The organism is Pseudomonas helleri, assembly GCF_009600315.1.
Taxonomy (GTDB): domain Bacteria; phylum Pseudomonadota; class Gammaproteobacteria; order Pseudomonadales; family Pseudomonadaceae; genus Aquipseudomonas; species Aquipseudomonas helleri_A.
Window position 1 is genome coordinate 1 of record NZ_WIWC01000003.1, and the last position, 24,125, is coordinate 24,125.

Sequence of the window (24,125 nt, forward strand, 5' to 3'; positions counted from 1 at the left end):
AGAAAGCCTTGGCTATGCAATATGATGCTCCTGCGTCAATTCAATAACCGTGTTGCACTCAGCTCCTGCAACCGCCATGTATCGCATTGAAAGAGGGCATATCACAACAACTCTAAGCTACATAACCAAGGCGATGGCCATAAGGAGTATTATTTAAATAATGACCATCGTATCTTCAAGCTTCATTCTTCAACCGTTGCCGATTGTCAGTAACATATAAGTTATCAGTGAAAGATCCGTCAAATACGAACACCCCATTAAGGTTGATAATGGTGTAAAAAAGAGGAAGACTACTTTTAAAGTTGATACAGACTACGCATCAACAAACCGCTTTTAGCGATTGAACCCAATCTTGATATCTTCAGTCAGCGCTAAAGTGACTCAATGCAATTGCGACCTTTATGCTTCGCGCGATACAAAGCATCATCGGCACGTTTCAAAACATGCTCATTACGATCTCCCGTTCGGAAGGCTGATAGCCCAATTGAAACCGTAATGGTCACCGGCTCGCCTTTGAAGTGGAACGGGCAAGCTTCGATGGCAGCCCGCAGCCTTTCGGCAAGTGCCGTGCCCTCAGCCAGCGCTGTCCTCGGCATTAACAGCACAAACTCTTCGCCGCCAAACCGGGCAATAAAGTCGCCCGTGCGCAGGTGTTTGCGCAGTTGAGCTGCGATGATTTTAAGCACTTTATCACCGGCCAAATGGCCGTAACCATCATTAATACGCTTGAAATGGTCAAGGTCGAGCATGCCGATCAGCAAAGGGTCGCCATGCACTTGCCACTGGCCAACTTCCAAGGCCAGCCGCTCAGCCCAGGCGGCACGATTAGGCAGACCGGTCAGCGGGTCGACAAGGGCTTTCTTACGCTGTTCTTCAAGGTGGTCGCGATAGCTTTGAGCCTGCTGTTCCATTTGCACCACGCGCTCGGCCAGCCCGTGCAGATGTGCCGCGACCTCTTGTTCGCGCGCGTCACGTTGCTGGCGGTGTTGGTCCAGCGTACCCAGTAGTCCCTCAAGACGACTCTCCAGTAGATGCTTGAGGCTCGGCAGGTCGACGGCGTCTTGCATGCTGCTTTGCAACCCGTCGACGTGTTCGCGCAATTGCTCATGCAGGTCAGCGGCAGCGCTGCGCCCTTCTGCGTGACCTTCGCTCGCCGCTTGCAGGTTGTTCTGGAAGGCCTCAAGGCGCCCGTTGAGCTGTTTCAGGTAAGCCTCGAACTCATGCTGGCCACTGTCGGTCACGGCTAGCATCAAAACCGCCAGATCATCGAGAATGGGCAACAATTCGTACCAGTTAAGGCCTTTTTCGAGACGCGATCGCAAGGCTTGCGCTTGCGGACGGTGGTGCTCAGGCAGTGACAGGTCGCCGAGTAGCCCGAGCAAAGTGGACTCAATATGCACCGCAACTGAGCTGTAGGATGGCTCGGGCGATTCTGGCAAGGCATATATGTTATCTGGATCGACAAGCGCCGACGTTTCGATGATTTCGATGGCCGCGATATCGATCTGCTTTTCAGGCAGGCTGCTGGCTGCGTCACTGTCCTGCGTATCAAGCGCTCTAGCGTCAATTGGAGCTTGCTCAACACAGGTTTCAGATACAGGTTTTTCTGGCGCGGCCAACATTGCTTCAGGCGACTGAACGTCTAAAGACGTGGTGCTGTATTCTTCAACAAACGGTTGCTGCCCGTCGTTGACGACCCGCGAAAGCTCGTCGGGCTCTTTGGTAGCAGAAGGCAGGTATGAAGCGACTTCAACCAATGGAGCAGGATGGGTCGGCGTATTTTCGCTCTCATTACCCCCGAACAGCCGCTGAAACAACCCTGGTTTGGCGGGCTCAGGTTCATGCGCCTGGCGCGCCAGCACCAAACCTTGCAAGTGGCTGAGTTCGCCAAGCAAGAGGGGGATTTCGCGCGCTTGAGTTACTCGGCTGTCGAGCTGTTTGGCAAAAGCCTTTAGCGGCTTGCTGACTTCTCGGGGCAGCGGCATGGTTTGCAGTTGGGTAACCAAGGCAGTGAGTGCGGTGCTGATTTGCTCGACACGGGTTTCGCGACGCTGCTCAGAGTCGAGCACGGCTTTTTCGAGACGTGGCAGCAACGCTGCCAGCGCAGCGTCCATGTCATCGGTGCGCACGGCTTCGCGCATCTCTTTCATGCACTGGTCGACAGTACGGTCTGTGCCCTCGGCCGCCAGTGTGCTGCGCACCAAACCACGGCGCAGTAAGTCGAGACGGGCATCCCAACGCCGTTCAAGCTTTTCTTGTTGCTCGATACTTTTGAGGTACTTTTCTTTCCAGCGCTTGGCGTCGTCAGCGGTCATGCAAGGGGCTCATTGCCGGTCGGGCTTACCACCGGCAACGAATCGACGCCCACAGTACCGGGCAAACGAATTTCAACCGCCACAGGCAGATGGTCAGAAATGGGTTGATCCAATACCTGCACGCGCTCAAGCGTCAGACTGGGGCTGAGCAAAATATGGTCAAGACAGCGTTGTGGGCGCCAACTGGGGAAGGTGGCCTGCAGTTGCGGCGCCAGCAAACCAAGGTCGCGCAAAGGAGATGTTTGTAACAGGTCTGCGGCATGGGTATTCATATCGCCCATCAGCACCTGATGTTGATAGCCGCTCACCAGCTCGCGAATATAGGCCAATTGCAGCGTTCGGGTTTTGGTACCCAGCGCCAAGTGCATGATCACCACGGCCAACGCATCCGCACCTTCACCAAAGCGGACCAGAATGGCACCACGACCCGCAGGGCCGGGCAGGGGATGATCCTCAATCGCTGAAGGACGCAGCCGGCTGAGCATGCCATTGCTGTGTTGGGCCAAGCGACCGAGGTTGCGATTGAGTTGTTGATACCAGTAGGGGAACTCGCCTTGTTGGGCAAGGTACTTCACCTGATTGACGTAGCCAGATCGATGGCTGCCGCCATCCGCTTCTTGCAATGCCACCAGATCGAAGTCACTCAGTAAGTCACCGATTTTATCCAGATTACTGGCCCGCCCTTTGTGTGGCAGCACGTGCTGCCAACTGCGAGTCAGATAATGGCGGTAACTTTGCGTGCTGTTACCGACCTGAATATTGAAACTGAGTAACCGTAAACGTCGATCATCCGGCAACCCGTAGGTCGACAGATGATCCTCATTGACCTGCGCATCATGCAGGCCAACGATTCGTTCGTTTTTCCAGCGTCGCATAGAGGAGGGCGCCGCTTAATTTTTAGCCGTTTTGGCTGCGCGTTCTTTGGCGATCAACTGATCAGCAACGTTCAGCGCCTGCTCAGGACCGCCTGCCGTACCGAGGTCAAAGCGGTATTTGCCGTCAACAATCATGGTTGGCACACCAGAAATCTCATATTTTTTGGCGAGATCTTTGGCTTTGGCAATCTTGCCTTTGATCGCGAACGAGTCGAAGGTCTGCAGGAATTTTGCTTTATCAACGCCCTGAGTGGCCAGGAAATCAGCCATTTCGTCCTTGTCGGTCAGACGCTTGCCTTCTTTCTGGATGGCGTTGAAAACCGCCGCATGGACCTTGTGCTCAACACCCATGGCTTCAAGGGTCAGGAACATTTGACCGTGTGCATCCCACGGGCCACCAAACATGGCGGGCAGGCGGACGAAATTCACATCGGAAGGAAGCTTCTCAGCCCAAGGGTTAACCACGGGTTCAAACGCGTAACAGTGCGGGCAGCCATACCAGAACAGCTCAACCACTTCGATTTTGCCAGGCACGGCTACGGATACAGGGTTGCTCAACTCATAGTATGTTTTACCCGCTTCGAGCGGTACATCAGCAGCTTGAGCGGTCATGCCAAACAGGCTGGCACTGACGAGAGCGGCGCTGAGAATCAGGTTACGCATGCTTTACTCCTGGACATAGTGAGGGCGCTTCAACGTGACCTGTCTGACAGGCCTGTTGCAACTTGTGGTCGGTAGTGTAGCGGTAGATGCTACGAAAAAGGGCAGCCTAGGCTGCCCTTTCAGGTTCACAGTCATACATTAAACGATCGTTAACGTCGCCAAAAGCACCGTCTTTGGGCGCTGACGACCGCTCAAGTGTCAGTGCAGGCCTTGAATGTAACTGGCCAGCGCCTTGATGTCCTTGTTACTCAGCTTGGCCGAAATGCTGCGCATGGTCATGGTGTCGCCATCATTGGTGCGGTCGCCTTCGCGGAAGCCGATCAGCTGTTTCTCGATGTAATCGGCGTGTTGACCTCCCAGATGCGGGAAACCGGCTGCGGCATTGCCCACTCCATCAGGTGAATGGCAACCGGTGCAGGCTGGCAGGCCTTTGCTCAAGTCCCCCCCACGGAACAACGCTTGACCACGGGCGACCAGTGCCGGGTCAGCCGCGCCAACGGTATTTTTCTGTTGCGCGTAGTAAGCGGCAATATCCGCGAGGTCCTGATCGCTCAGGTTGGTCAATTGGCCGGTCATTTCCAATACTTGGCGTTTGCCGTCCTTGATATCCGTCAACTGCTTGAGCAAGTAGCGCTCACCTTGCCCGGCCAGTTTCGGAAAGTTAGGGGCCGCGCTATTGCCGTTCGGGCCATGACACGCAGCACATACAGCGGTTTTTGCCTGACCGGCCGTTGCATCGCCCACGACAGCGGAGCCCGCCGCCTGCGCCATCCCGGTAACGCCCAATGTCAACAGCAGACTCACGAATAATTTGTTCATCAGCTAATCCAACTACGGCTAAGGGTTAAAGAGTTGTGGCCGGGCTTACTCCGTCATCCAGAGGATGAATCTTCGGTAATCCTCGGCACAGCAGTCCATGCACACACTTCACGCGGCGGCATCGCCTTGAAACCCTGAGTCACGCGCTGTAACAGCGTCTGTATACCGTGCTTGAGCAGGGCGTTCGCCGGTTAAAGGGCTACAGGCAGACCTGCATGGCAGACAATTTAACGCGGTTGAACACGGTCTCTGATTCCGGTGTAGCCTCAATGCTGACAAATGGCATCAAGACACGGGGAGCTGGCTGCGTTCTAATGCGCAACCTGGTTTTTGCTTCCGCGTACTTCATCCTGCGCTGGGACAAAGCACACACAAAATCTGCGGCATTATATACTGGCGCTACTGAAACGGAAACGACACGCTCGCCGCGTCCCTTCCTGACGCCGCTCACATCGGAAATCCCATGCAACTCAAGAACCCCATTCTCGGCCTGTGCCAACAGGCTACCTTTATGCTCAGCGCTGCCAAAGTGGAGCAATGCCCTGACGACGAAGGCTATGAAGTCGCTTTTGCCGGGCGCTCTAACGCCGGCAAGTCCAGCGCACTCAACACTTTGACGCACGCCAGCCTGGCCCGCACTTCGAAAACACCGGGCCGTACTCAGTTGCTGAACTTCTTCAAACTGGACGAAGAACGCCGTCTGGTCGACTTGCCGGGCTACGGTTACGCCAAGGTGCCGATCCCGTTGAAGCTGCACTGGCAGCGTCACCTTGAAGCCTATTTCGGCAGCCGCGAAAGCCTTAAAGGCGTGATTTTGATGATGGATATCCGTCATCCAATGACCGATTTCGACCTGCTGATGCTCGACTGGACAGTTTCGAGCGGCATGCCGATGCATATTTTGCTGACCAAAGCCGACAAACTGACGTACGGCGCGGCAAAAAATACACTGCTCAAAATTCAGTCTGATATACGCAAACAGTGGGGCGACGCAGTCACCATCCAGTTGTTCTCCACACCTAAGCGCATGGGCCTTGAAGAGGCTTACACCGTGCTGGCGCGCTGGATGGAGCTGCCCAACAAGGGCGAAGAGCTGATTGAAGAGACGGCAGAGTAAGCAATTTCAGGCAAAAAAAACCCCGGACTTCGTATTGGGGGGAGAAGTTCGGGGTTCAAGCGCTGGAACGTTAGGGGCTGTTCCAGCAATCTGCCAACACTTAACACAACATCAGGAGCATTGAAGGGCTTTAGCAGCCATTCAAAAAATCTGAGTCGTGTTTGGCAGATTTAGTTCCTTGGGACTGAAATAATTTCGCATCCAAGGTGAAATCGCTGCTTGTTACTTGCTGAGGGTTTTGACGCCCTCAGGTGTGCCCAGCAGCAGCAAATCAGCAGGGCGGGCCGCAAACAGCCCGTTGGTGACAACCCCCACAATATTGTTGATTTGACGTTCCAGCTCCACCGGGTTGGTGATCTGCATGTTGAACACGTCGATGATGATATTACCGTTGTCTGTCACTACGCCTTCACGGTAAACCGGGTCACCGCCCAACTTGACCAGCTCACGGGCCACGTGACTGCGGGCCATGGGAATCACTTCTACCGGCAACGGGAAAGCGCCCAAAACAGGCACCAGCTTGCTGGCATCCGCGATGCAGATAAATGTCTTTGCCACCGCCGCAACGATCTTCTCGCGGGTCAGAGCAGCGCCCCCGCCTTTGATCAAATTCAGCTGTTCGTCGCTTTCATCGGCGCCATCAACGTAAAACTCCAGGTCACTCACGGTATTCAATTCGTAGACGGGAATGCCGTGGCCTTTGAGACGTGCAGCGGTCGCTTCAGAGCTGGCCACGGCGCCGTCGAAGGCACCTTTGTGCAACGCCAGCGCGTCGATGAAGCAGTTGGCCGTGGAGCCGGTACCGACACCAACGATGCTCTTGTCATCCAGTTTTGGAAGGATGAAGTCGACAGCAGCCTGGGCAACGGCCTGCTTGAGTTGATCTTGAGTCATACGGGCTCCGGAACGGGACTGAAAACAGAAAGCACGCATTATACGGTGATGTGCACCGGATCGAACGCCCCAATGGGTGCTGTTTGGCAGTTATCCACAGAACCCGTGAAAGCGTACGGGTGATGCTATTCCCCATCGATGAAGGATGAATTACTAGCAACAAATGACTTTTTGGTTATTAACAAATAGCTTCTTATTCCTTAGCGAATCTAAAAAGCGTCCCTATACTGACTCGGTAACACACCTACAGCAGGAGGCGCACCCCCATGGGAAACGAGTCGATTCGCTATTTGATAGTGCCGGGCTGGCAAGGTTCGTCTGACGATCATTGGCAGACCCACTGGCAAAACAGCTTGCCGAACAGTGCCCGTGTGGAGCAGGCCGACTGGCTGACGCCGCGCCTTGAAGACTGGGTTGCAGCACTCGCCGAGGCCATCGCCTGCGACGATACACCGGTCATCTTGATTGCCCATAGCTTGGGCTGCATCACCGTCGCGCATTGGGCCCAGCGTGCGCCTGCCAGCCAGCTCAGACAGGTGCGCGGGTCTTTACTGGTCGCCCCAGCCGATGTCGAACGACCCGCCTGCGCCCCGGCCTTGCGTAACTTTGCACCGATCCCTGCTCAGCGTTTGCCGTTCCCTAGTCAGATTGTCAGCTCAGACAATGACGCAGCGGTCAGCGCCACCCGGGCAATGGACTTCGCTCAGCAATGGGGCGCCAAGATCGGAATTATCAGCGGTGCCGGTCATATCAACGTCAAATCCGGGCATCAACGCTGGGAGCAAGGGTTCGCTTACCTCTATCACCTGCAAACCCGCATCGAGCACGACGCCCTGCGCCGCGCGTAATTTTTAGTAACGCCCGCGCCCACCCCCCGGCGGCGGGCGGGAGCCTGTCATGAGCCTGCACGAAACCTTTGGCCAGCCGTTGCTGACCTTTCCCGACGCTGAAAAAAGCCCACTAAGCATCCGCGCCAAGGCACTGGTGTTTGTCGACCCGCGCTCGCGTCAGTTGCGCGACGACCTGGAGCGTTTAGCCCCGCGAGCGCTGCCCGTTTTGATACGCGGAGAAACCGGCAGCGGCAAGGAACTGCTCGCCCGTCACATTCACCGTGCCAGCGACCGTACAGGTCTGTTTGTGTCAGTGAACTGCGGGGCAATCAGCCCAACTTACGCCGACGCGGAGCTGTTCGGCTACGCCCCCGGCGCGCACACCAGTTCGGCCAGCAGCCGCGCCGGGTGGTTCGGCTCCGCCAATGGCGGCACCTTGTACCTGGATGAAATCGGCGATTTGCCACAGGCCATTCAGGTCAAACTGCTGGCCGCGCTTGAAACCCATGAAGTAACGCGGGTAGGGGCCCACCTCCCCAACCCGGTGGATGTACGTCTGGTGGCCGCTACCAGCATTGATCTGGCACAAGCAGTAAAGGCCGGCAAGTTCCACGAGCGGTTGTACCACTACCTCAGTGAAGGCCGCCTTGACTTGCCGGCTTTACGTGAGCGGGTGGGCGATATTATGTCGTTGGCCGAATACTTTTTAGGTATCTACAGCCAGCGTTTGAATCTGCCGGTGCCGTTTATCAGTGACAGCGCGCAACGCGTACTGGAGCGCCATAGTTGGCCGGGTAATACCCGGGAGCTGGAGAATGTGATTCATTTTGCGTTGCTGGTGAGCACGGGCGATGAGATTTTGCCGGAGCATTTAAATCTGCCTGATTCACTCAGCCAGATTGAGGCCTTCGTCCAAGGTGCGACGGCGCAGGAATTGGCGGCTCTAAAAAAATTGCTGGCTTAAGCCTCAAAAGGCAAGTGAACAAAATGGAATAAGAAGCTGAATAAATATTATTGTTCGGGAATAAAGATTCTCGGTATTGTCCGCTTCGTCTTCCAAAAAACGTCACCCAAGCGGTCACTCACTTAAGGGCATTGCATGAAAAAGGTTCTGTTGTTTACCGCATTGGCGGCTGCTTTAACGGCAGGCCTGGCACAAGCAGGCGAAAAACTGGTAGTGGCTGCGACCCCGGTACCGCACGCCGAAATCCTTGAGCTGATCAAGCCGACCCTCGCCAAAGAAGGCGTTGACCTGGAAATCAAGGTGTTCACTGATTACGTGCAGCCCAATGTGCAGCTCGCGCAGAAGCACCTGGACGCCAACTATTTTCAGACAAAGCCTTATCTGGACAGCTTCAATAAAGGCAAAGGCACTGATCTGGAGACGGTGATCGGCGTTCACGTTGAACCGTTCGGTGGCTATTCTAAAAAATACAAAAGCCTGGCTGAACTGCCAGAGGGCGCAACCATCGCCATCCCGAATGAAGGCAGCAACAGCGGTCGCGCTTTGATTCTTCTGCAAAAAGCCGGTTTGATCGAGCTCAAAGACCCGACCAACGCTGTTTCTACCCCAAGGGACATCGCCAAGAACCCGCACAATTTCAAGTTTAAAGAACTTGAATCTGCCATGTTGCCGCGCGTACTTGATCAGGTTGACCTGGACATGATCAACACTAATTACGCACTGGATGCCGGTCTGAAGCCGAGCAAAGATGCACTGATCATCGAGGGCGCTGATTCGCCATACGTCAACTTCCTGGTGGCTCGCCCTGATAACAAGGACAGCGCGGCCATACAAAAACTGGCCAAGGCGCTGACCAGCCCTGAAGTAAAAGCGTTTATTGCCAAAAAATACGATGGTGCGGTGTTCCCGGCGTTCTAATTTAACCTGCACACCACAGAAAACGCCGACAGCATGATTATTGCTGTCGGCGTTTTTTTATTGTTTGCAAAACTACCTGCCCTTTTCAACAGGTAGTCAATAATTGGCCGAGGGTCGACTCTACAGCTCTATTACGTGAGGAGTCGCCATCATGGTCCAAAAAAAAGGTCTGATAAAAACTTATGACTACGACCCGCTTGACCGGCTTACGGGAATACACGCAGGACAAAAAAATCACGAGCAATTTTTCTATGATTGCGAGCGACTGATTACCGAGAAGGAAGGGGCGGTATCGCGTTCATTGATGCACGTTCAAAATCAATTGCTGGCGCAAGCATACGTTGATGATCAATCGCGTAAGACGACGCTGCTGAGTACCAACCGTCAGTGCAGTGTTTTACATTCAATTAGCCGCTCAAACATAATTACTCAGGCGTTCACTCCTTTTGGGCATCACCACATTCAGGAAGGGCTGACCGGTTTGCCGGGCTTTAATGGCGAGCGACCTGACCCGCTTACCGGCCACTATCATCTGGGCAAAGGTCATCGTGCTTATAACCCGCATCTGATGCGTTTCAACAGCCCCGACCAATTGAGTCCGTTCGGTGCTGGAGGCCTGAATGCCTACGCTTATTGTGCCGGGGACCCGGTTAATCGATCCGATCCCAGTGGCCGAGCCTCTATCAACGATATTCTTATCGCTGGGCTGGGCGTGATAGGCGTTTTGGGGGGCGGGCTCGGTCTGTATGCCACTCTAAAAGCCGCGCGTGCAATGAAAACAGCCAAGCTGAGTACCGCTGTAGCTGCAAAGGTCGCCGGCTCGGCGCTGACCATTTCTGGCGGTGTGGTCGGGGTTGTCCGACTATCAATGGGGGCCGCGGGAGAAGATACGGGTAAAAGCGGAATGGTGATTGCCAGCACCATTTTGGCTTTGTCGGGACTTGGACTTACAGCCTTTGGGACACGACTTGGAGTGGTTAACGCTCGTCGTCAGAAAAACCTTGGTAATCTTAAAACCATATCGAATTCGAATATCAGTAGCTCTGGGTCCAATACCCCTACAGTTGGCACGCCCCTGTCATCCACATCATCAGGGTCGCAAACGTCATTCAATAACAGTGCTTTAAATGCGCGTGCGTCAGCGCCGTTAGAGAGCCAAGTCCAGCAAGGCATGATCGATAAAAAAAATATACAGATCTTGGCCATGACTCGTAGAAGCATAAAAAAACAAATAACCTCCAGCAGCGGTCTTATTAGACGCGATTCAATTTGACCTGCCCCTACACCAAACCCGCTATTTCAGTTCAAGACCAGCGCTAATATAGAGTCACACAGTTACTGAACCCTGTTCTACGCTGTCAGTCGTATCGGAATGTTAATCAGCATCACGCAAAGGAGCTTGCATGGCGGGTCCACTGAACACGAGCATTTTGGGCTTGAGCCTGTTGGTATTCCTGACAGCGTGCAGCAAGGAAGGCCCCCAAGAGCCGCTGGCGCCGCGGGTATATGTTCAGCAGGTCACCACCCGCGAACTTGCGCCCCCCATTCAGCTCAGCGGTGATATTCAAGCGCGGGTTGAAACTCAGCTGTCCTTTCGCGTGGGTGGCAAGATTATCGAACGCAAGGTGGATGTGGGCGACCATGTCCAGGCCCATCAGGTGTTAGCCCGGCTTGACCCCAAAGACTTGAAAATTCAAGTCGAAACAGCACAAGCGGGCGTTTCAGCGCAACAAGCCCAAGTGGTGCAAACCCGTGCTGCTTTTATTCGCCAGCAAAAATTGCTGCCCAAGGGTTACACCAGCCAAAGCGAATACGATGCTGCCAATGCGGCGCAACTGAGCGCACAAAGTGCGTTGGCTGCGGCGCAGGCACAGCTGGCCAACGCCCGCGAACAACTCAGTTACGCTAATTTGGAAGCAGAAGCGCCGGGGGTGATTACGGCGCGTCAGGCCGAGGTCGGGCAAGTGGTGCAGGCCACCATGCCGATTTACACCCTGGCTCGGGATGGCGCCCGTGACGCGGTGTTTAACGTATATGAGTCGCTGTTTATCGAACCGCCTAAAGACCCTACCGTGCAGGTCACGTTGCTGAGCAACCCGGCCATCACCGTGAGCGGCCAAATTCGTGAAATCACCCCAACGGTGTCGGCACAAAGCGGCACCCTGCAAATCAAGGTGCAACTGGACGCACTGCCCAAAGGCATGGATTTAGGTTCGATAGTGACCGTTAACCTCACCCCGCACCCTAGCCCCAGCATCGAGTTGCCGTGGTCTGCCTTGACCAAAGACGTCAGCGAGCCCGCCGTGTGGATTACAGATGCGAAAAACAATGTGCGGCTCCAGCGCGTAAAAGTCGGTCGCTACCTGACCGGCAGCGTAATTATCAGCGAGGGCCTCAAGGATGGAGAAAACGTCGTGGTCGCAGGCGGTCAATTGTTACACCCCGGTATGAAGGTCGAAGTAGCACCGCTCCCGGCGCAAGGGGCTCAGTTATGAGCCGCCTGACCCGCCACCCGTTATGGCTGCTGCCACTGGCGGCCCTGCTGCTGGGCTGTTCCGAAAAAGAAGCACCTGAGCCCATTCGTCCGGCGTTGTATGTCGTAGCGCAACCCTTGCTCATCGACCATTTGGGACGCTTTGCCGGCACGATCGAAGCGCGCTACGAAAGCACCCTGGGTTTTCGGGTGCCGGGCCGTATCGTGCGGCGCAATTACGATGTCGGGGCGGTGGTCAAAGAGGGCGATATTCTGGCTAATCTCGACCCCACCGATCAGCAGAATCAGTTACGTGCAGCTCAGGGCGATCTGGCCAAAGTACAGGCCCAACTGATCAATGCCCAGGCCAACGCTCGTCGCCAGCAAGAGCTGTTTGACCGAGGTGTCGGCGCTCAGGCGCAATTGGACACGGCACAAGCGGATCTCAAAACAACGGCAGCCTCGGTGCAGCAAGCCCAAGCGGCCGTCAATCAGGCCAGGGACGAACTCAGCTACTGCAACCTGCGCGCTGACCATGACTCTGTGATCACTCAATGGCAGGCCGAGGCCGGGCAAGTGGTGAGCGTCGGTGAATCGGTAGTGACGCTGGCCCGTCCAGAGATCAAGGAAGCGGTGATTGATTTACCGGGGCCGTTGGCCGAAGCCCTGCCCAAAGGCATCGAATTCCGCGTCGCGGGTCAGCTCGATCCGAGCGTATACACCTTGGCCCATGTGCGTGAAATTGCTCCGCAAGCCGACAGTGCCACGCGCACCCGGCGCACTCGCTTGACCCTGGATCAAACGCCGCCAGCCTTTCGTCTGGGCAGTTCGGTCAGCGTGACCGTCAGCTCGCCCATTGCCGAGCACTACTCATTGCCGCTTACCGCCGTGCAAGAAACGGGCGGCCACACTCGCGTGTGGATCATCGACAAAACCAACCACACCGTCGCCCCTCGTGATGTCACCGTACTGCGCCGTGATCAGAAAACCGCATTGCTTGAAGGAGGGTTAAAAGCAGGCGATTACGTGGTCAGCTATGGCGTACACAGCCTCACCCCCGGACAGACCGTCAGACTCGATAAGGAAAGCGCGCAATGAATGGGAAGTTCAACCTGTCCGAGTGGGCGCTTAAGCATCAGTCGTTTGTCTGGTATTTGATGTTTATGGCCACGGTTGCCGGCATCTTTTCCTATATCAATCTGGGCCGTGCAGAGGACCCGTCCTTCGCCATCAAAACCATGGTGATTCAGGCCAAGTGGCCGGGCGCCACGGTCGATGAAACACGCCTGCAAATCACCGACCGTATCGAGAAAAAGCTCGAAGAGCTGGATTCCCTCGACTACGTACAAAGCTACACACGGCCGGGCGAATCGACCGTGTTTGTGTTCCTCAAAGACACCACTAAAGCGGATGCCATCCCGCATATCTGGTACGAGGTGCGCAAAAAAATCGGCGACATTCGCGGCGACTTTCCCCAAGGCATTCAAGGCCCGGGGTTCGACGATGAATTTGGTGATGTGTACGGCACCATCTTCGCCTTTACTGGCGATGGATTTACCATGCGCCAGTTGCGCGATTACGTCGAAAAGGTACGCACCGGCATTCGCGACGTGCCCAATCGCGGCAAGATCATGACCATTGGCGAGCAGGACGAAACCTTCTACCTGGATTTCTCCACACGCAAACTGGCCGCGCTGGGCCTCGATCAACAGCAAGTGCTCGAAAGTCTGCAAGCACAGAATGCCGTGACCCCGGCGGGTGTTATCGAGGCGGGGCCGGAGCGCATGTCCGTGCGTACCTCGGGCCAATTTCACAGCGTGGCCGACCTTGAGGCGGTCAACCTGCGAGTCAATGACCGATTTTATCGACTGGCCGACGTTGCAGACATTAGTCGCGGTTACGTTTACCCGGCCACGCCGATGTTCCACTACAACGGAAAACCCGCCATCGGGCTGGCCATTGCCATGGTCGATGGCGGCAACATCCAGGAGTTCGGCCAACAACTGCAACAACGCATCAACGACCTGACCGCAGAGCTGCCGGTAGGCGTGGACGTGCACATGGTGTCTGATCAGGCGCAAGTGGTGGAGGTGGCCGTGAGCGGCTTTACCAGTGCGTTGTTTGAAGCGGTGATCATCGTACTGGCCGTGAGTTTTATCAGCCTTGGCCTGCGCGCAGGGCTGGTGGTGGCTATCTCGATCCCGTTAGTGTTGGCCCTGGTGTTCGTGTTCATGGAGTTCACCGGCATTGCCATGCAGCGCGTGTCGCTGGGTGCACTGATCATCGCCCTCGGCCTGCTGGTGGACGACGCAATGATCACCGTAGAAATGATGATCACGCGGCTCGAACTGGGCGAAACCAAGGAACAGGCCGCGACTTTCGCCTACCACTCCACAGCGTTTCCGATGCTCACCGGCACGCTGGTCACGGTGGCTGGCTTTGTGCCCATCGGCCTCAACAACAGCTCGGCGGGGGAGTACACCTTCACCCTGTTCGCCGTGATTGCCGTCGCAATGTTGGTCTCCTGGGTGGTGGCGGTTTTATTCGCCCCCGTCCTGGGCGTGCATATCCTCAGCGCCAAGGTCAAACCCAAGCCCGAAAAGCCGGGCCGATTGGCCCATGCCTTCGACACCGGCTTGTTGTGGTGCATGCGCAATCGCTGGTGGACCATTGGCGCGACGGTACTGATGTTTGTGTTGTCGATCGTCGGCATGACGTTTGTACAAAATCAGTTCTTTCCTGCCTCTGACCGACCGGAAATTCTGGTAGACCTGAACTTGCCACAAAATGCCTCAATTGAAGAAACCCTCAAAGTGACCCAGCGCTTTGAAGACACCCTCAAGGGAGACCCGGACATCGTGCGCTGGAGTTCCTATATCGGGGAAGGGGCGATTCGTTTCTATCTGCCATTGGACCAGCAACTGCAAAACCCTTTCTATGCTCAACTGGTGATTGTCAGCACCGGACTGGAAAGCCGCGACGTTCTGATGGAACGTCTGAACAAACGCCTGCGCGAAGATTTCGTCGGGGTCGGCAGCTTTGTCCACACCCTCGAATTGGGCCCGCCAGTCGGGCAGCCTCTGCAATATCGGGTCAGCGGCAGCAATGTCGATCTGGTACGCAAATATTCTCTGGAACTGGCTTCGGTACTCGACGCCAACCCCAACGTGGGCGAAACCATTTTTAACTGGAACGAACCAGGCAAGGTGCTGCGCGTCGACATTGCTCAGGACAAGGCCCGCCAGTTCGGGTTGTCGTCCGAAGACGTTGCCCACGTGATGAACAGCATTGTCAGCGGCGCGGCCGTGAGTCAGGTCAAAGACGATATTTACCTGATCAACATCGTCGGCCGGGCGATTGGCAATGAACGCGACACCCCGCAAACCCTGCTTAACCTGCAGATCACCACACCAAGCGGCACCTCCATCCCGCTGCTGGCGTTTGCCACCGTGCGCTATGAACTGGAGCAACCGCTGATCTGGAGCCGTGACCGCATCCCGACCTTGACCCTCAAGGCCTCGGTACGCGGTTCAATTCAACCGACGGATCTGGTTGCGCTGCTTAAACCTGAGGTCGATAAATTCGCCGCCAACCTGCCCCAAGGCTACACCCTGCAAACCGGCGGCACGGTCGAACAAAGCGCCAAGGCCCAAGGGCCTATCGCCAAAGTGGTGCCCTTGATGCTGTTTCTGATGGCCACCTTCCTGATGATCCAGCTACAAAGCGTGCAGAAAATGTTCATCGTGGTGAGTGTCGCGCCGCTAGGCCTGATCGGTGTGGTACTGGCGCTGGTACCCACGGGTACGCCGATGGGTTTTGTGGCGATATTGGGGATATTGGCGCTGGTGGGCATCATCGTGCGTAACTCGGTGATTCTGGTCACCCAGATCGACCAGTACGAACGGGACGGCTACGACCCTTGGCATGCCGTGCTGCAAGCCACCCAGCACCGTCGCCGGCCGATTTTGTTGACTGCTGCGGCGGCCAGCTTGGGCATGATCCCCATCGCCCGAGACGTGTTCTGGGGGCCGATGGCCTACGCCATGATCGGCGGCATCATCTCCGCCACGTTGCTCACCCTGTTGTTCCTGCCAGCGCTGTACGTGGCCTGGTACAAAATCAAGGAGAGTAAAGACGCACCGCCTGCGCATGCTATCCAACTTAGTAAACCCTAGTAGTCTCTGACGAAGGCTGCAATCGAGCGCGAAGCGGTCGAAAATGAGACACCTTGTTGTGTCAGGTTTTGGGCGGTAATACCGCCCATCGCAGCCTTCGTTCCTGGTCAGCGGCTACAGGTTTGCGTGATTACAGGGATTATTGTGAATTTACGAATACCGCTATGAAATCCACCCTCTTTATCCTTGAAAACCGACATGTAAACCTAGCCCCACGCCTTAGACATTACGGAGTGTTGCCATGAGTACAGCCAACCCAAAAGTCGCCCTTATTACGGGTGCTTCGCGCGGTATCGGCGCCGTCATCGCCCAACAGCTGGCCAAAGAGGGTTTTGCTGTCGTCATCAACTACGCCAACAGTGCCAGTGAAGCTACAGCGCTGGTGACAGAGCTGCGCGAGGCCGGGCATCAAGCCATTGCGGTGCAGGCCAATGTGGCCAATGCCAACGACGTGGCCCGGTTGTTTGATGAAACCGAACAACAGTTGGGCAAGGTTGATGTGTTGATCAATAACGCCGGTGTGCTCAAGGTTCTACCCTTGGCTCAGCACAGCGACGAAGATTTTGAACAGACTTTTAACATCAACACACGAGGCACCTTCAACACCTTGCGTGAGGCGGCCACCCGGCTGAACAGCGGCGGGCGAATCGTTAATTTTTCCAGCAGCACGGTGGGCATGAACCTGCCCGGTTATGCGGTGTATATCGCCAGCAAGGCGGCGGTAGAATCGCTGACTCACGTGTTTGCCAAAGAATTACGAGGTCGGCAAATCACCGTCAACGCCGTCGCACCAGGGCCGGTGGCGACTGAATTATTTATGCACGGCAAGACCGAAGAACAAATTGAGGCGTTTTCAAAAATGCCGCCTCTGGAACGTTTAGGCCAGCCGCAAGACATTGCCAATATCGTCTCGTTTCTGGTGAGCCCGGCGGCGGCATGGGTCAACGGGCAAGTATTAAGGGGCAATGGCGGGTTGGTTTAGGCCGTTAATGGCCGTTGATACAGGCCACACCCACAAAAAAGCCGCTTTTCAGCGGCTTTTTTTTGCGCAAGATCGTTTATTTCAAACCCGACATTTTCTCGATGGCTGACTTCAACTCGGCATCTGAACATTCAGAACACGTGCCTTTAGGCGGCATGGCGTTCAGCCCGGTAATGGCCTTGGCCAAAAGGCCATCCAGCCCGCCTTCCTTGTCGGCACGTTCTTTCCAGGCCGCGGTATCACCCACTTTAGGCGCACCCAACAAGCCAATGCTGTGGCAGGCAGTGCAATGTGTGGCAATGATGTCATCAGCCGATTTGGCGCCACCGCCAGCAGACACGGCAACATCCATCCCTTGGCATTCCTGACCCTGGACACACACTTTACCCACCGGTTCGAGACGCTTGGCAATGTCATCGTTGGTAGAGGCTTGAGCGTTGACGGCCCACAGGGTTAACACGGCTGCTGGTACGGCCAGCATGTTCATAATCAGGTTCACGCGTTCACCCTCAATGGTGGCTATTCACGCCCACAACCACGGTTTTGCAGGCGGCGAAAGTATAACGGTTAGCCCGCCACTCCGAAACAACCCTATATTTAAAGGGGGCTTTAGAGGAAGCGAAATACAGCAACGGGGGCCTCTGCAAGTAGCAGGGCGCCTCTTTTCTTAGAAATTTGCCGGCGTGGCTGCGCTGATTAGCCGCGCTGCCACGTCAAACGGGTTACGGAAACGGTGTGGCTTGGCGCTTTCAAAATAATAGCTGTCGCCCGCCTCAAGCACGAAAGTCTCAAGACCTACGGTCAATTCCAGCCGGCCTTCAACCAAAATGCCGGTTTCTTCGCCTTCATGGGTCAGCATTTCATCCCCGGTATCTGCGCCCGGTGGATAAATTTCGTTCAGAAAGGCAATCGCCCGACTCGGATGGGCCCTACCGACCAATTTCATGGTCACGGCGCCATCAGATATATCGATCAGTTCATTGGCTTTGTAGACAATCTGCGTCGGTTTTTCCTGAAGGATTTCTTCGGAAAAAAACTCGACCATAGACATGGGAATGCCACTCAGCACTTTTCTCAGGGAGCTTATTGAAGGGCTCACGCTGTTCTTTTCGATCATCGAAATAGTGCTGTTGGTGACGCCCGCGCGCTTGGCGAGTTCACGCTGTGACAGGCCTTTGAGTTTGCGGATGGATTGCAGTCGTTCACCGACGTCCAATGCGGGAGCCTCCTAGGGATCAGATTCAGGTCGAGAAGTCGCCATCATGGCGATAGCGTTCAGTATTTACAACACTTCGACTTCAAACCTGTGCGCCCTGTTGGCCCCACACGTTGACTACAACCTATCAGGCCCCGGAATAGACGCGTGGCACCCGTTTCAGGTTGCAAAATATGTGATAAGGAATGGTGTCCGCCTGGGCAGCCACTTCGCTGGCGAGAATGTTTTTACCCCACAACTCAACGGTTGAACCGAGACCGGCGTGCGGCACATCGGTCAAGTCGATGCACAGCATGTCCATCGAAACGCGGCCCAACAACTGGCTACGAACACCGTCCACCAACACTGGAGTGCCCGTGGGCGCCTGACGCGGGTAGCCGTCGGCATACCCCATCGCTACCACGCCAATACGCATCGGTTTCGAGGTAATAAATTTGGCGCCATACCCCACGGGTTCGCCCGCCGGTAATTCACGGACGCAAATGACTTTGGATTCCAGCGTCATGACTGGTTGCAGGCGCGCGGCGACAGCCTGCGGCTCTTCAAAAGGCGAGGTTCCGTAGAGCATCAGCCCAGGACGTACCCAATCACTCGGTACCCTCGGCCAACCCAGCACAGAAGGCGAATTGCGCAAACTGATTTCAGCTGTGAGAGCAGCGCGAGCGCCGAGAAATACAGCCACTTGTTCGACACTGCGCACGCTGCCCAGCTCATCGGCGCGGGCAAAGTGGCTCATCAATACGATTTTGGAAACATTGGCGCTGGCTTGCAGTCGCTGATACGCGGCCTGGTAATCGCTTGGATGCAAGCCGACCCGGTGCATGCCGCTGTCCAGTTTTAACCACACGTGAATCGGTTTGCTCAGCGCGGCCTGTTCAACAGCGTCGAGCTGCCACAAGGAATGGACGACGCACCACAGGTCATTTTCAACGATCAGTGGCAGCTCATCGGCTTCAAAAAAACCTTCGAGCAGCAACACCGGCGCGCGAATACCGGCAGCTCGCAACTCCAGCGCTTCTTCGATACAGGCGACAGCAAAACCATCGGCCTCGGCTTCAAGCGCCCGCGCACATTGCACAGCACCATGACCGTAGGCATCGGCCTTGATCACAGCGAGCGCCTTGGCTCCTGTCACCTCACGGGCCAGTTGGTAGTTATGACGCAGGGCTTGAAGGTCGATCAGGGCACGGGCTGGGCGCATGGCGGCGGACTTCTAACGGCTATTGAATAAAAAAGCGGCGCTAGTTCGTGGCAAGCCACGCGCTGCACCGCAAGAGGGACTCTTTACTGCATCGATGGATCTAGGGCAGCGCGGCGATAACGGACAGTTCAACCAGAATTTCCGGTTCGCACAGCTTGGCTTCGACGGTCGCGCGGGCAGGCGCCACGCCTTTAGGCAGCCATTGATCCCACACACGGTTCATGGCCACAAAGTCGGCGTCGATGTCTTTCAGGTAAATGGTCACTGAGAGAATGCGCGTAATGTCGGTGCCTGCCAAATCCAGCAAATGCTCGATATTTTTCAATGTTTCACGGGTTTGCTGCTCAACCCCGGCGCTCATGTCATCGCCCACTTGGCCGGACAGGTAAACAGTGCCGTTATGAGCCACAATCTGGCTCATGCGTTCATTGGTGAGCTGGCGCTGGATTGCCATGTTTTGCAGTCTCCTGGTGGTTTCCGTAACGGGAAATATCAAGGCCTTCGGCGCTGATTTGTGGCGTCTTTTTAGCCATCACGTCAGCGAGGAAGCGACCGGAGCCGCAGGCCATGGTCCAGCCGAGTGTGCCATGACCGGTGTTCAGGAACAGATTTTTAAACGGGGTGGCGCCCACAATGGGCGTGCCATCCGGTGTGGTCGGCCGCAAACCCGTCCAGAAGCTGGCTTGAGACAAATCACCGCCCTGAGGATAAAGGTCGTTGACGATCATCTCCAGCGTTTCACGTCGACGCGGGTTCAACGACAGGTCAAAACCGGCTATTTCAGCCATGCCGCCAACGCGGATGCGGTTATCGAAACGGGTAATGGCGACCTTGTAGGTTTCATCCAGAATCGTTGAAGTCGGCGCCATTGCCGGGTTGGTGATCGGGATAGTCATCGAATAACCCTTGAGTGGGTATACCGGCGCCTTGATCCCCAGCGGCTTGAGCATCTGCGGTGAGTAGCTACCCAATGCGAGGACATAGCGGTCAGCGGTTTCGAGCTTACCGTCGATCATCACGCCATTGATGCGATCGCCCGCGTAGTCCAGACGCTGAATGTCCTGACCGAAACGGAATTCAACACCCAGATTTTTAGCCATTTCAGCCAGGCGCGTGGTGAACATCTGACAATCGCCCGTCTGGTCATTGGGCAGGCGCAGAGCACCGGCCAGAATGTCGGTCACACTGGCCAGCGCTGGCTCAACCCGAGCAATACCGGCGCGGTCGAGCAGCTCGAACGGAACGCCTGACTCCTTGAGCACGGCAATGTCTTTGGCGGCACCATCGAGCTGAGCCTGAGTTCGAAACAATTGCGTCGTACCGAGGTTGCGCGCCTCGTAGGCAATACCGGTTTCAGCGCGCAGTTCATCAAGGCAGTCGCGGCTGTATTCGGACAGGCGAACCATGCGCTCCTTGTTGACGGCATAACGGCTGGCGGTGCAGTTGCGCAGCATCTGCGCCATCCACAGATATTGATCAATATTGGCAGTAGCCTTGATCGCCAGAGGCGCGTGGCGCTCCAGCAGCCACTTGATCGCTTTGAGGGGTACGCCGGGTGCAGCCCACGGCGAGGCATAGCCAGGAGAGACCTGACCGGCGTTGGCAAAGCTGGTTTCCATTGCAACGGCTGGCTGACGGTCGACAACCACGACGTCGAAACCGGCCCGGGCCAGATAATAGGCGCTGGCAGTACCAATGACGCCGCCACCCAATACCATAACTCGCATATTTATTTCCCTCATCGCGGCCCGCCGCAGACGTTTATTGTTCAAAGCGAAGATGAGCGCAGTATAAGAAGCAATGGCCAGTGGATTTCACCGTATAAGTAGCTATATTTGGAGACAATTCTCGGCAAAAACGCTTTTTACAAAGGAGAATCTCCTATGCGCACAAATCATCAAACAAAGCGTGAACTGGACAAGATAGATCGCAACATTTTGCGCATCTTGCAGGCAGATGGGCGCATCTCATTTACCGAGTTGGGCGACAAGGTCGGGCTGTCGACCACGCCTTGCACAGAGCGGGTACGCAGGCTGGAACGTGAAGGCATCATCATGGGCTACAACGCGCGGCTCAACCCGCAGCATTTGCAGGGCAGCTTGCTGGTATTTGTCGAGATCAGCCTGGATTACAAGTCAGGCGATACCTTTGATGAGTTCCGTCGCGCCGTGTTGAAGCTGCCCCATGTGCTGGAGTGCCATCTGGTGTCGGGGGATTTCGACTACCTGGTAAAAGCGCGTATCAGCGAGATGGCCTCGTACCGCAAATTGCTGGGCGATATTTTGCTCAAACTGCCCCATGTGCGTGAATCCAAAAGCTATATCGTGATGGAAGAAGTGAAGGAAAGTTTGTGCTTGCCGATCGCGGACTGACCGGGGCCCTCACCCCAACCCTCTCCCATAGGGAGAGGGAGCTCGATTGTGGTGTTACACAGATCTGTTTTTGCCTTTAGTCCCTTCTCCCTTTGGGAGAGGGTTAGGGTGAGGGGCCTTTAAACCAGCACCTGCCGCGTACTGGCGATGTACTCATGCACCAGCTTTTCCGCACTCGGGTGAATCATCTCGACCGGACGACGACCATTCGGACACGGCAAGGTCGGGGTCGTCCCGAACAAACGACAGATCAATGGGCGCTCTTCATACACCGTGCAGCCTTGAGGCCCCAGGTGTACACAATTCAGTTCATCCATTGCAGCCTCTTGCTCTGCCGCCGTTTTACGCGGCAAGCGGGCCATTTCTTCGGATGAGGTGGTCACTGGCCCACAGCAATCATGGCAACCCGGCACGCAATCGAATGACGGAATTTGCTGCCTGAGAAAGCGGATTTTATGACTGTTGCAGCTCATCTAAGGCTTACCGGATGTGAAAAGGCCGCAAAGTCTGCCCCAAAAGCCACGCAATGAACAACGCCGTCTGGCTGTTCTTGCCCCATGTGAATGGCACGGCTTATGCTCCGTAAAATTTTCCAAACACACATAATCGGGATTACGCACATGAACGCCCCTGTTCAGCGCAGCCAGCACACCACCTCTTACTACGCCGCCAGCAGCCTGCCGCAGCCTGACCATCCGGTGCTGCAAGGCGAGTGGGTGGCCGATGTCTGCGTCGTGGGCGGCGGCTTTTCCGGGCTCAATACGGCACTGGAACTGGCCGAACGCGGCATGAGCGTCATCTTGCTCGAAGCTCACAAAATCGGCTGGGGCGCCAGCGGCCGTAACGGCGGTCAACTCATTCGCGGTGTCGGCCACGGCCTTGAGCAGTTTGAAGGCGTCATCGGCAAGGAAGGCGTGCGGCAAATGAAACTGATGGGCCTGGAGGCGGTGGAAATCGTTCGCCAGCGCGTCGAGCGTTTCAATATTGCCTGCGACCTGACATGGGGTTATTGCGACCTGGCCAATAAGCCTCGAGATCTGGAAGGTTTTGCCGAAGAGGCCGATGAGCTGCGCAGCTTGGGTTATCGCCACTCAACGCGCTTGCTGCAAGCCAGCGAAATGCGCAGCGTAGTGGGTTCTGACCGCTATGTGGGCGGTTTGATAGACATGGGCTCAGGCCATTTGCACCCGCTGAACCTGGCGTTGGGCGAAGCGGCGGCGGCGCAGCAACTGGGCGTTCAACTGTTCGAAAACTCCGCCGTTACCCACATCGACTATGGCCCTGAAGTGAAGGTTCATACGGCTTTAGGGACGGTGCGGGCGAAAAGTCTGGTACTGGGCTGTAATGCCTACTTGAAAGACCTCAACCCGCAACTCAGTGGCAAAGTGCTGCCTGCGGGCAGTTACATCATCGCCACCGAGCCATTAAGTGAAGCCCAGGCCCACGCCTTGTTGCCGCAAAACATGGCCGTGTGTGATCAGCGTGTGGCGCTGGATTACTACCGGCTTTCGGCGGATCGGCGTTTGTTGTTTGGCGGCGCGTGTCATTACTCGGGACGCGACCCGCACGATATTGGCGCTTACATGCGTCCGAAAATGCTCGAGGTATTCCCGCAGCTGGCTGACGTGAAAATCGACTACCAATGGGGCGGCATGATTGGCATCGGCGCCAACCGTTTGCCACAGATTGGCCGGTTGCACGATCAACCAAACGTGTACTACGCCCAGGCTTATTCGGGTCACGGCGTGAATGCCACCCATTTGGCGGGCAAGTTACTGGCCGAAGCCATCAGCGGACAGCACAGTGATGGTTTCGACTTATTCGCGAAAGTCCCGCATATAACCTTCCCCGGCGGCAAATACCTGCGCTCACCCTTGTTGGCGCTGGGCATGCTGTGGCATCGCCTGAAAGAGCTGCGTTAAGGATTTATGAGCGCCAAAACGGCTTGCAGCCTTCTCGCCGAGCCTGCTCTTGATTCAATCCAACGTCGCGCAGTTGATCAGCATCCAAAGTGCGCAAGACACGGCGCGTATTGAAGCGATGCGCAAATAAACCCCAGCGCCCCAAACCGGTGGGGGCACTGCGGGGTTGCAAAACGTCCTTTACTGCGTCGTGCTCGGCTTCTAACTGAGGGCCGTGCAACGTCAGGCGCACATCGCTCAAACCATTCATCAGGCAGCTCCTTTTGACTCAGGTGACAGGAGTCAGCATGATGGCCGCGAGCTAAAAACCATGACAGATTCAGCAAGTAGTTATTAAAGCCATACAGAAACCGTTGCCAAGGCACTGAATCCTCTGTTTTCGTGCCATC

23 protein-coding genes and 1 pseudogene are annotated in these 24,125 nt (G+C 55.8%); 11 read left to right on the forward strand and 13 right to left on the reverse strand.

The window, feature by feature from the left end:
• Nucleotides 1–371 precede the first annotated feature (371 nt).
• The 5 genes and pseudogenes from GHN86_RS02535 to GHN86_RS23570 form a co-directional block, all read right to left on the reverse strand.
• Nucleotides 372–2,315, reverse strand: a complete 1,944-nt coding sequence (locus GHN86_RS02535; protein WP_153377507.1) for a GGDEF domain-containing protein — start codon at nucleotides 2,313–2,315, stop codon at nucleotides 372–374.
• Entirely contained in the window at nucleotides 2,312–3,190 is an 879-nt protein-coding gene (locus GHN86_RS02540) for an endonuclease/exonuclease/phosphatase family protein (RefSeq protein WP_153377508.1), read from the reverse strand. The genes GHN86_RS02535 and GHN86_RS02540 overlap by 4 nt, the downstream gene beginning before the upstream one ends.
• A gap of 15 nt (nucleotides 3,191–3,205) precedes the next feature.
• The gene (dsbA, locus tag GHN86_RS02545; RefSeq protein ID WP_153377509.1) at nucleotides 3,206–3,853 is read right to left on the reverse strand and encodes a thiol:disulfide interchange protein DsbA; all 648 of its coding nucleotides are present in this window, start codon (nucleotides 3,851–3,853) and stop codon (nucleotides 3,206–3,208) included.
• 198 nt (nucleotides 3,854–4,051) lie between these two features.
• Complete coding sequence (locus GHN86_RS02550; RefSeq protein WP_153377510.1) at nucleotides 4,052–4,672, reverse strand: c-type cytochrome; 621 nt, start codon at nucleotides 4,670–4,672, stop codon at nucleotides 4,052–4,054.
• A 45-nt stretch (nucleotides 4,673–4,717) separates the two neighbouring features.
• Nucleotides 4,718–5,021: pseudogene (locus GHN86_RS23570) on the reverse strand (c-type cytochrome).
• A 114-nt stretch (nucleotides 5,022–5,135) separates the two neighbouring features.
• On the opposite strand from GHN86_RS23570, the gene yihA reads away from it, so the two are divergent.
• Nucleotides 5,136–5,789 carry a ribosome biogenesis GTP-binding protein YihA/YsxC gene (gene yihA, locus GHN86_RS02555; RefSeq protein ID WP_153377511.1) on the forward strand — a complete coding sequence of 218 codons (654 nt, stop codon included), beginning with the start codon at nucleotides 5,136–5,138 and terminating at the stop codon, nucleotides 5,787–5,789.
• 222 nt (nucleotides 5,790–6,011) lie between these two features.
• Here yihA and rpiA read toward each other — a convergent pair whose 3' ends face one another.
• The gene (rpiA, locus tag GHN86_RS02560) at nucleotides 6,012–6,683 is read right to left on the reverse strand and encodes a ribose-5-phosphate isomerase RpiA (RefSeq protein WP_153377512.1); all 672 of its coding nucleotides are present in this window, start codon (nucleotides 6,681–6,683) and stop codon (nucleotides 6,012–6,014) included.
• Nucleotides 6,684–6,949: 266 nt separating this feature from the next.
• Between rpiA and GHN86_RS02565 the strand changes: the two genes are divergently transcribed.
• The 8 genes from GHN86_RS02565 (at nucleotide 6,950) to GHN86_RS02600 (ending at nucleotide 17,025) form a co-directional block, all read left to right on the forward strand.
• Entirely contained in the window at nucleotides 6,950–7,531 is a 582-nt protein-coding gene (locus GHN86_RS02565; protein WP_153377513.1) for an alpha/beta hydrolase, read from the forward strand.
• A gap of 49 nt (nucleotides 7,532–7,580) precedes the next feature.
• Nucleotides 7,581–8,477, forward strand: a complete 897-nt coding sequence (locus GHN86_RS02570; protein WP_153377514.1) for a sigma 54-interacting transcriptional regulator — start codon at nucleotides 7,581–7,583, stop codon at nucleotides 8,475–8,477.
• A 135-nt stretch (nucleotides 8,478–8,612) separates the two neighbouring features.
• Nucleotides 8,613–9,395, forward strand: a complete 783-nt coding sequence (locus GHN86_RS02575; protein ID WP_153386079.1) for a MetQ/NlpA family ABC transporter substrate-binding protein — start codon at nucleotides 8,613–8,615, stop codon at nucleotides 9,393–9,395.
• Nucleotides 9,396–9,546: 151 nt separating this feature from the next.
• Nucleotides 9,547–10,668 carry an RHS repeat-associated core domain-containing protein gene (locus GHN86_RS02580; RefSeq protein ID WP_153377516.1) on the forward strand — a complete coding sequence of 374 codons (1,122 nt, stop codon included), beginning with the start codon at nucleotides 9,547–9,549 and terminating at the stop codon, nucleotides 10,666–10,668.
• Between the two features lie 130 nt (nucleotides 10,669–10,798).
• Complete coding sequence (locus GHN86_RS02585) at nucleotides 10,799–11,890, forward strand: efflux RND transporter periplasmic adaptor subunit (protein ID WP_153377517.1); 1,092 nt, start codon at nucleotides 10,799–10,801, stop codon at nucleotides 11,888–11,890.
• Nucleotides 11,887–12,966 (forward strand): efflux RND transporter periplasmic adaptor subunit, encoded by a 1,080-nt coding sequence (locus GHN86_RS02590; RefSeq protein WP_153377518.1) that lies wholly within the window; start codon nucleotides 11,887–11,889, stop codon nucleotides 12,964–12,966. The genes GHN86_RS02585 and GHN86_RS02590 overlap by 4 nt, the downstream gene beginning before the upstream one ends.
• Complete coding sequence (locus GHN86_RS02595) at nucleotides 12,963–16,043, forward strand: efflux RND transporter permease subunit (protein WP_153377519.1); 3,081 nt, start codon at nucleotides 12,963–12,965, stop codon at nucleotides 16,041–16,043. The genes GHN86_RS02590 and GHN86_RS02595 overlap by 4 nt, the downstream gene beginning before the upstream one ends.
• A gap of 241 nt (nucleotides 16,044–16,284) precedes the next feature.
• Complete coding sequence (locus GHN86_RS02600) at nucleotides 16,285–17,025, forward strand: SDR family oxidoreductase (RefSeq protein ID WP_153386082.1); 741 nt, start codon at nucleotides 16,285–16,287, stop codon at nucleotides 17,023–17,025.
• 76 nt (nucleotides 17,026–17,101) lie between these two features.
• On the opposite strand, the gene GHN86_RS02605 is transcribed toward GHN86_RS02600, so the two are convergent.
• The 5 genes from GHN86_RS02605 to dadA all read right to left on the reverse strand — a co-directional run bounded on the left by GHN86_RS02605 (nucleotide 17,102) and on the right by dadA (nucleotide 21,169).
• Entirely contained in the window at nucleotides 17,102–17,512 is a 411-nt protein-coding gene (locus tag GHN86_RS02605; RefSeq protein WP_194286183.1) for a c-type cytochrome, read from the reverse strand.
• A gap of 180 nt (nucleotides 17,513–17,692) precedes the next feature.
• Nucleotides 17,693–18,241 (reverse strand): cupin domain-containing protein, encoded by a 549-nt coding sequence (locus tag GHN86_RS02610; protein WP_048363841.1) that lies wholly within the window; start codon nucleotides 18,239–18,241, stop codon nucleotides 17,693–17,695.
• Nucleotides 18,242–18,368: 127 nt separating this feature from the next.
• Nucleotides 18,369–19,442, reverse strand: coding sequence for an alanine racemase (gene alr, locus GHN86_RS02615; RefSeq protein ID WP_153377521.1), 1,074 nt, complete (start codon nucleotides 19,440–19,442; stop codon nucleotides 18,369–18,371).
• Between the two features lie 100 nt (nucleotides 19,443–19,542).
• The gene (locus GHN86_RS02620) at nucleotides 19,543–19,896 is read right to left on the reverse strand and encodes a RidA family protein (protein ID WP_153377522.1); all 354 of its coding nucleotides are present in this window, start codon (nucleotides 19,894–19,896) and stop codon (nucleotides 19,543–19,545) included.
• Nucleotides 19,868–21,169 carry a D-amino acid dehydrogenase gene (dadA, locus tag GHN86_RS02625; RefSeq protein ID WP_153377523.1) on the reverse strand — a complete coding sequence of 434 codons (1,302 nt, stop codon included), beginning with the start codon at nucleotides 21,167–21,169 and terminating at the stop codon, nucleotides 19,868–19,870. Before dadA ends, GHN86_RS02620 begins: the two co-directional genes overlap by 29 nt.
• A gap of 156 nt (nucleotides 21,170–21,325) precedes the next feature.
• Between dadA and GHN86_RS02630 the strand changes: the two genes are divergently transcribed.
• The gene (locus GHN86_RS02630) at nucleotides 21,326–21,814 is read left to right on the forward strand and encodes an Lrp/AsnC ligand binding domain-containing protein (RefSeq protein WP_122786194.1); all 489 of its coding nucleotides are present in this window, start codon (nucleotides 21,326–21,328) and stop codon (nucleotides 21,812–21,814) included.
• Nucleotides 21,815–21,933: 119 nt separating this feature from the next.
• Here GHN86_RS02630 and GHN86_RS02635 read toward each other — a convergent pair whose 3' ends face one another.
• Nucleotides 21,934–22,287 carry a YkgJ family cysteine cluster protein gene (locus GHN86_RS02635; protein ID WP_153377524.1) on the reverse strand — a complete coding sequence of 118 codons (354 nt, stop codon included), beginning with the start codon at nucleotides 22,285–22,287 and terminating at the stop codon, nucleotides 21,934–21,936.
• A gap of 147 nt (nucleotides 22,288–22,434) precedes the next feature.
• Here GHN86_RS02635 and GHN86_RS02640 point away from each other — a divergent pair, with 147 nt between their 5' ends.
• Nucleotides 22,435–23,736 carry an NAD(P)/FAD-dependent oxidoreductase gene (locus GHN86_RS02640; protein WP_153377525.1) on the forward strand — a complete coding sequence of 434 codons (1,302 nt, stop codon included), beginning with the start codon at nucleotides 22,435–22,437 and terminating at the stop codon, nucleotides 23,734–23,736.
• A 4-nt stretch (nucleotides 23,737–23,740) separates the two neighbouring features.
• Here GHN86_RS02640 and GHN86_RS02645 read toward each other — a convergent pair whose 3' ends face one another.
• Nucleotides 23,741–23,986: a DUF1127 domain-containing protein gene (locus tag GHN86_RS02645; protein ID WP_153377526.1), complete on the reverse strand. Its 246-nt coding sequence runs from the start codon at nucleotides 23,984–23,986 to the stop codon at nucleotides 23,741–23,743.
• Between the last annotated feature and the right edge of the window lie 139 nt (nucleotides 23,987–24,125).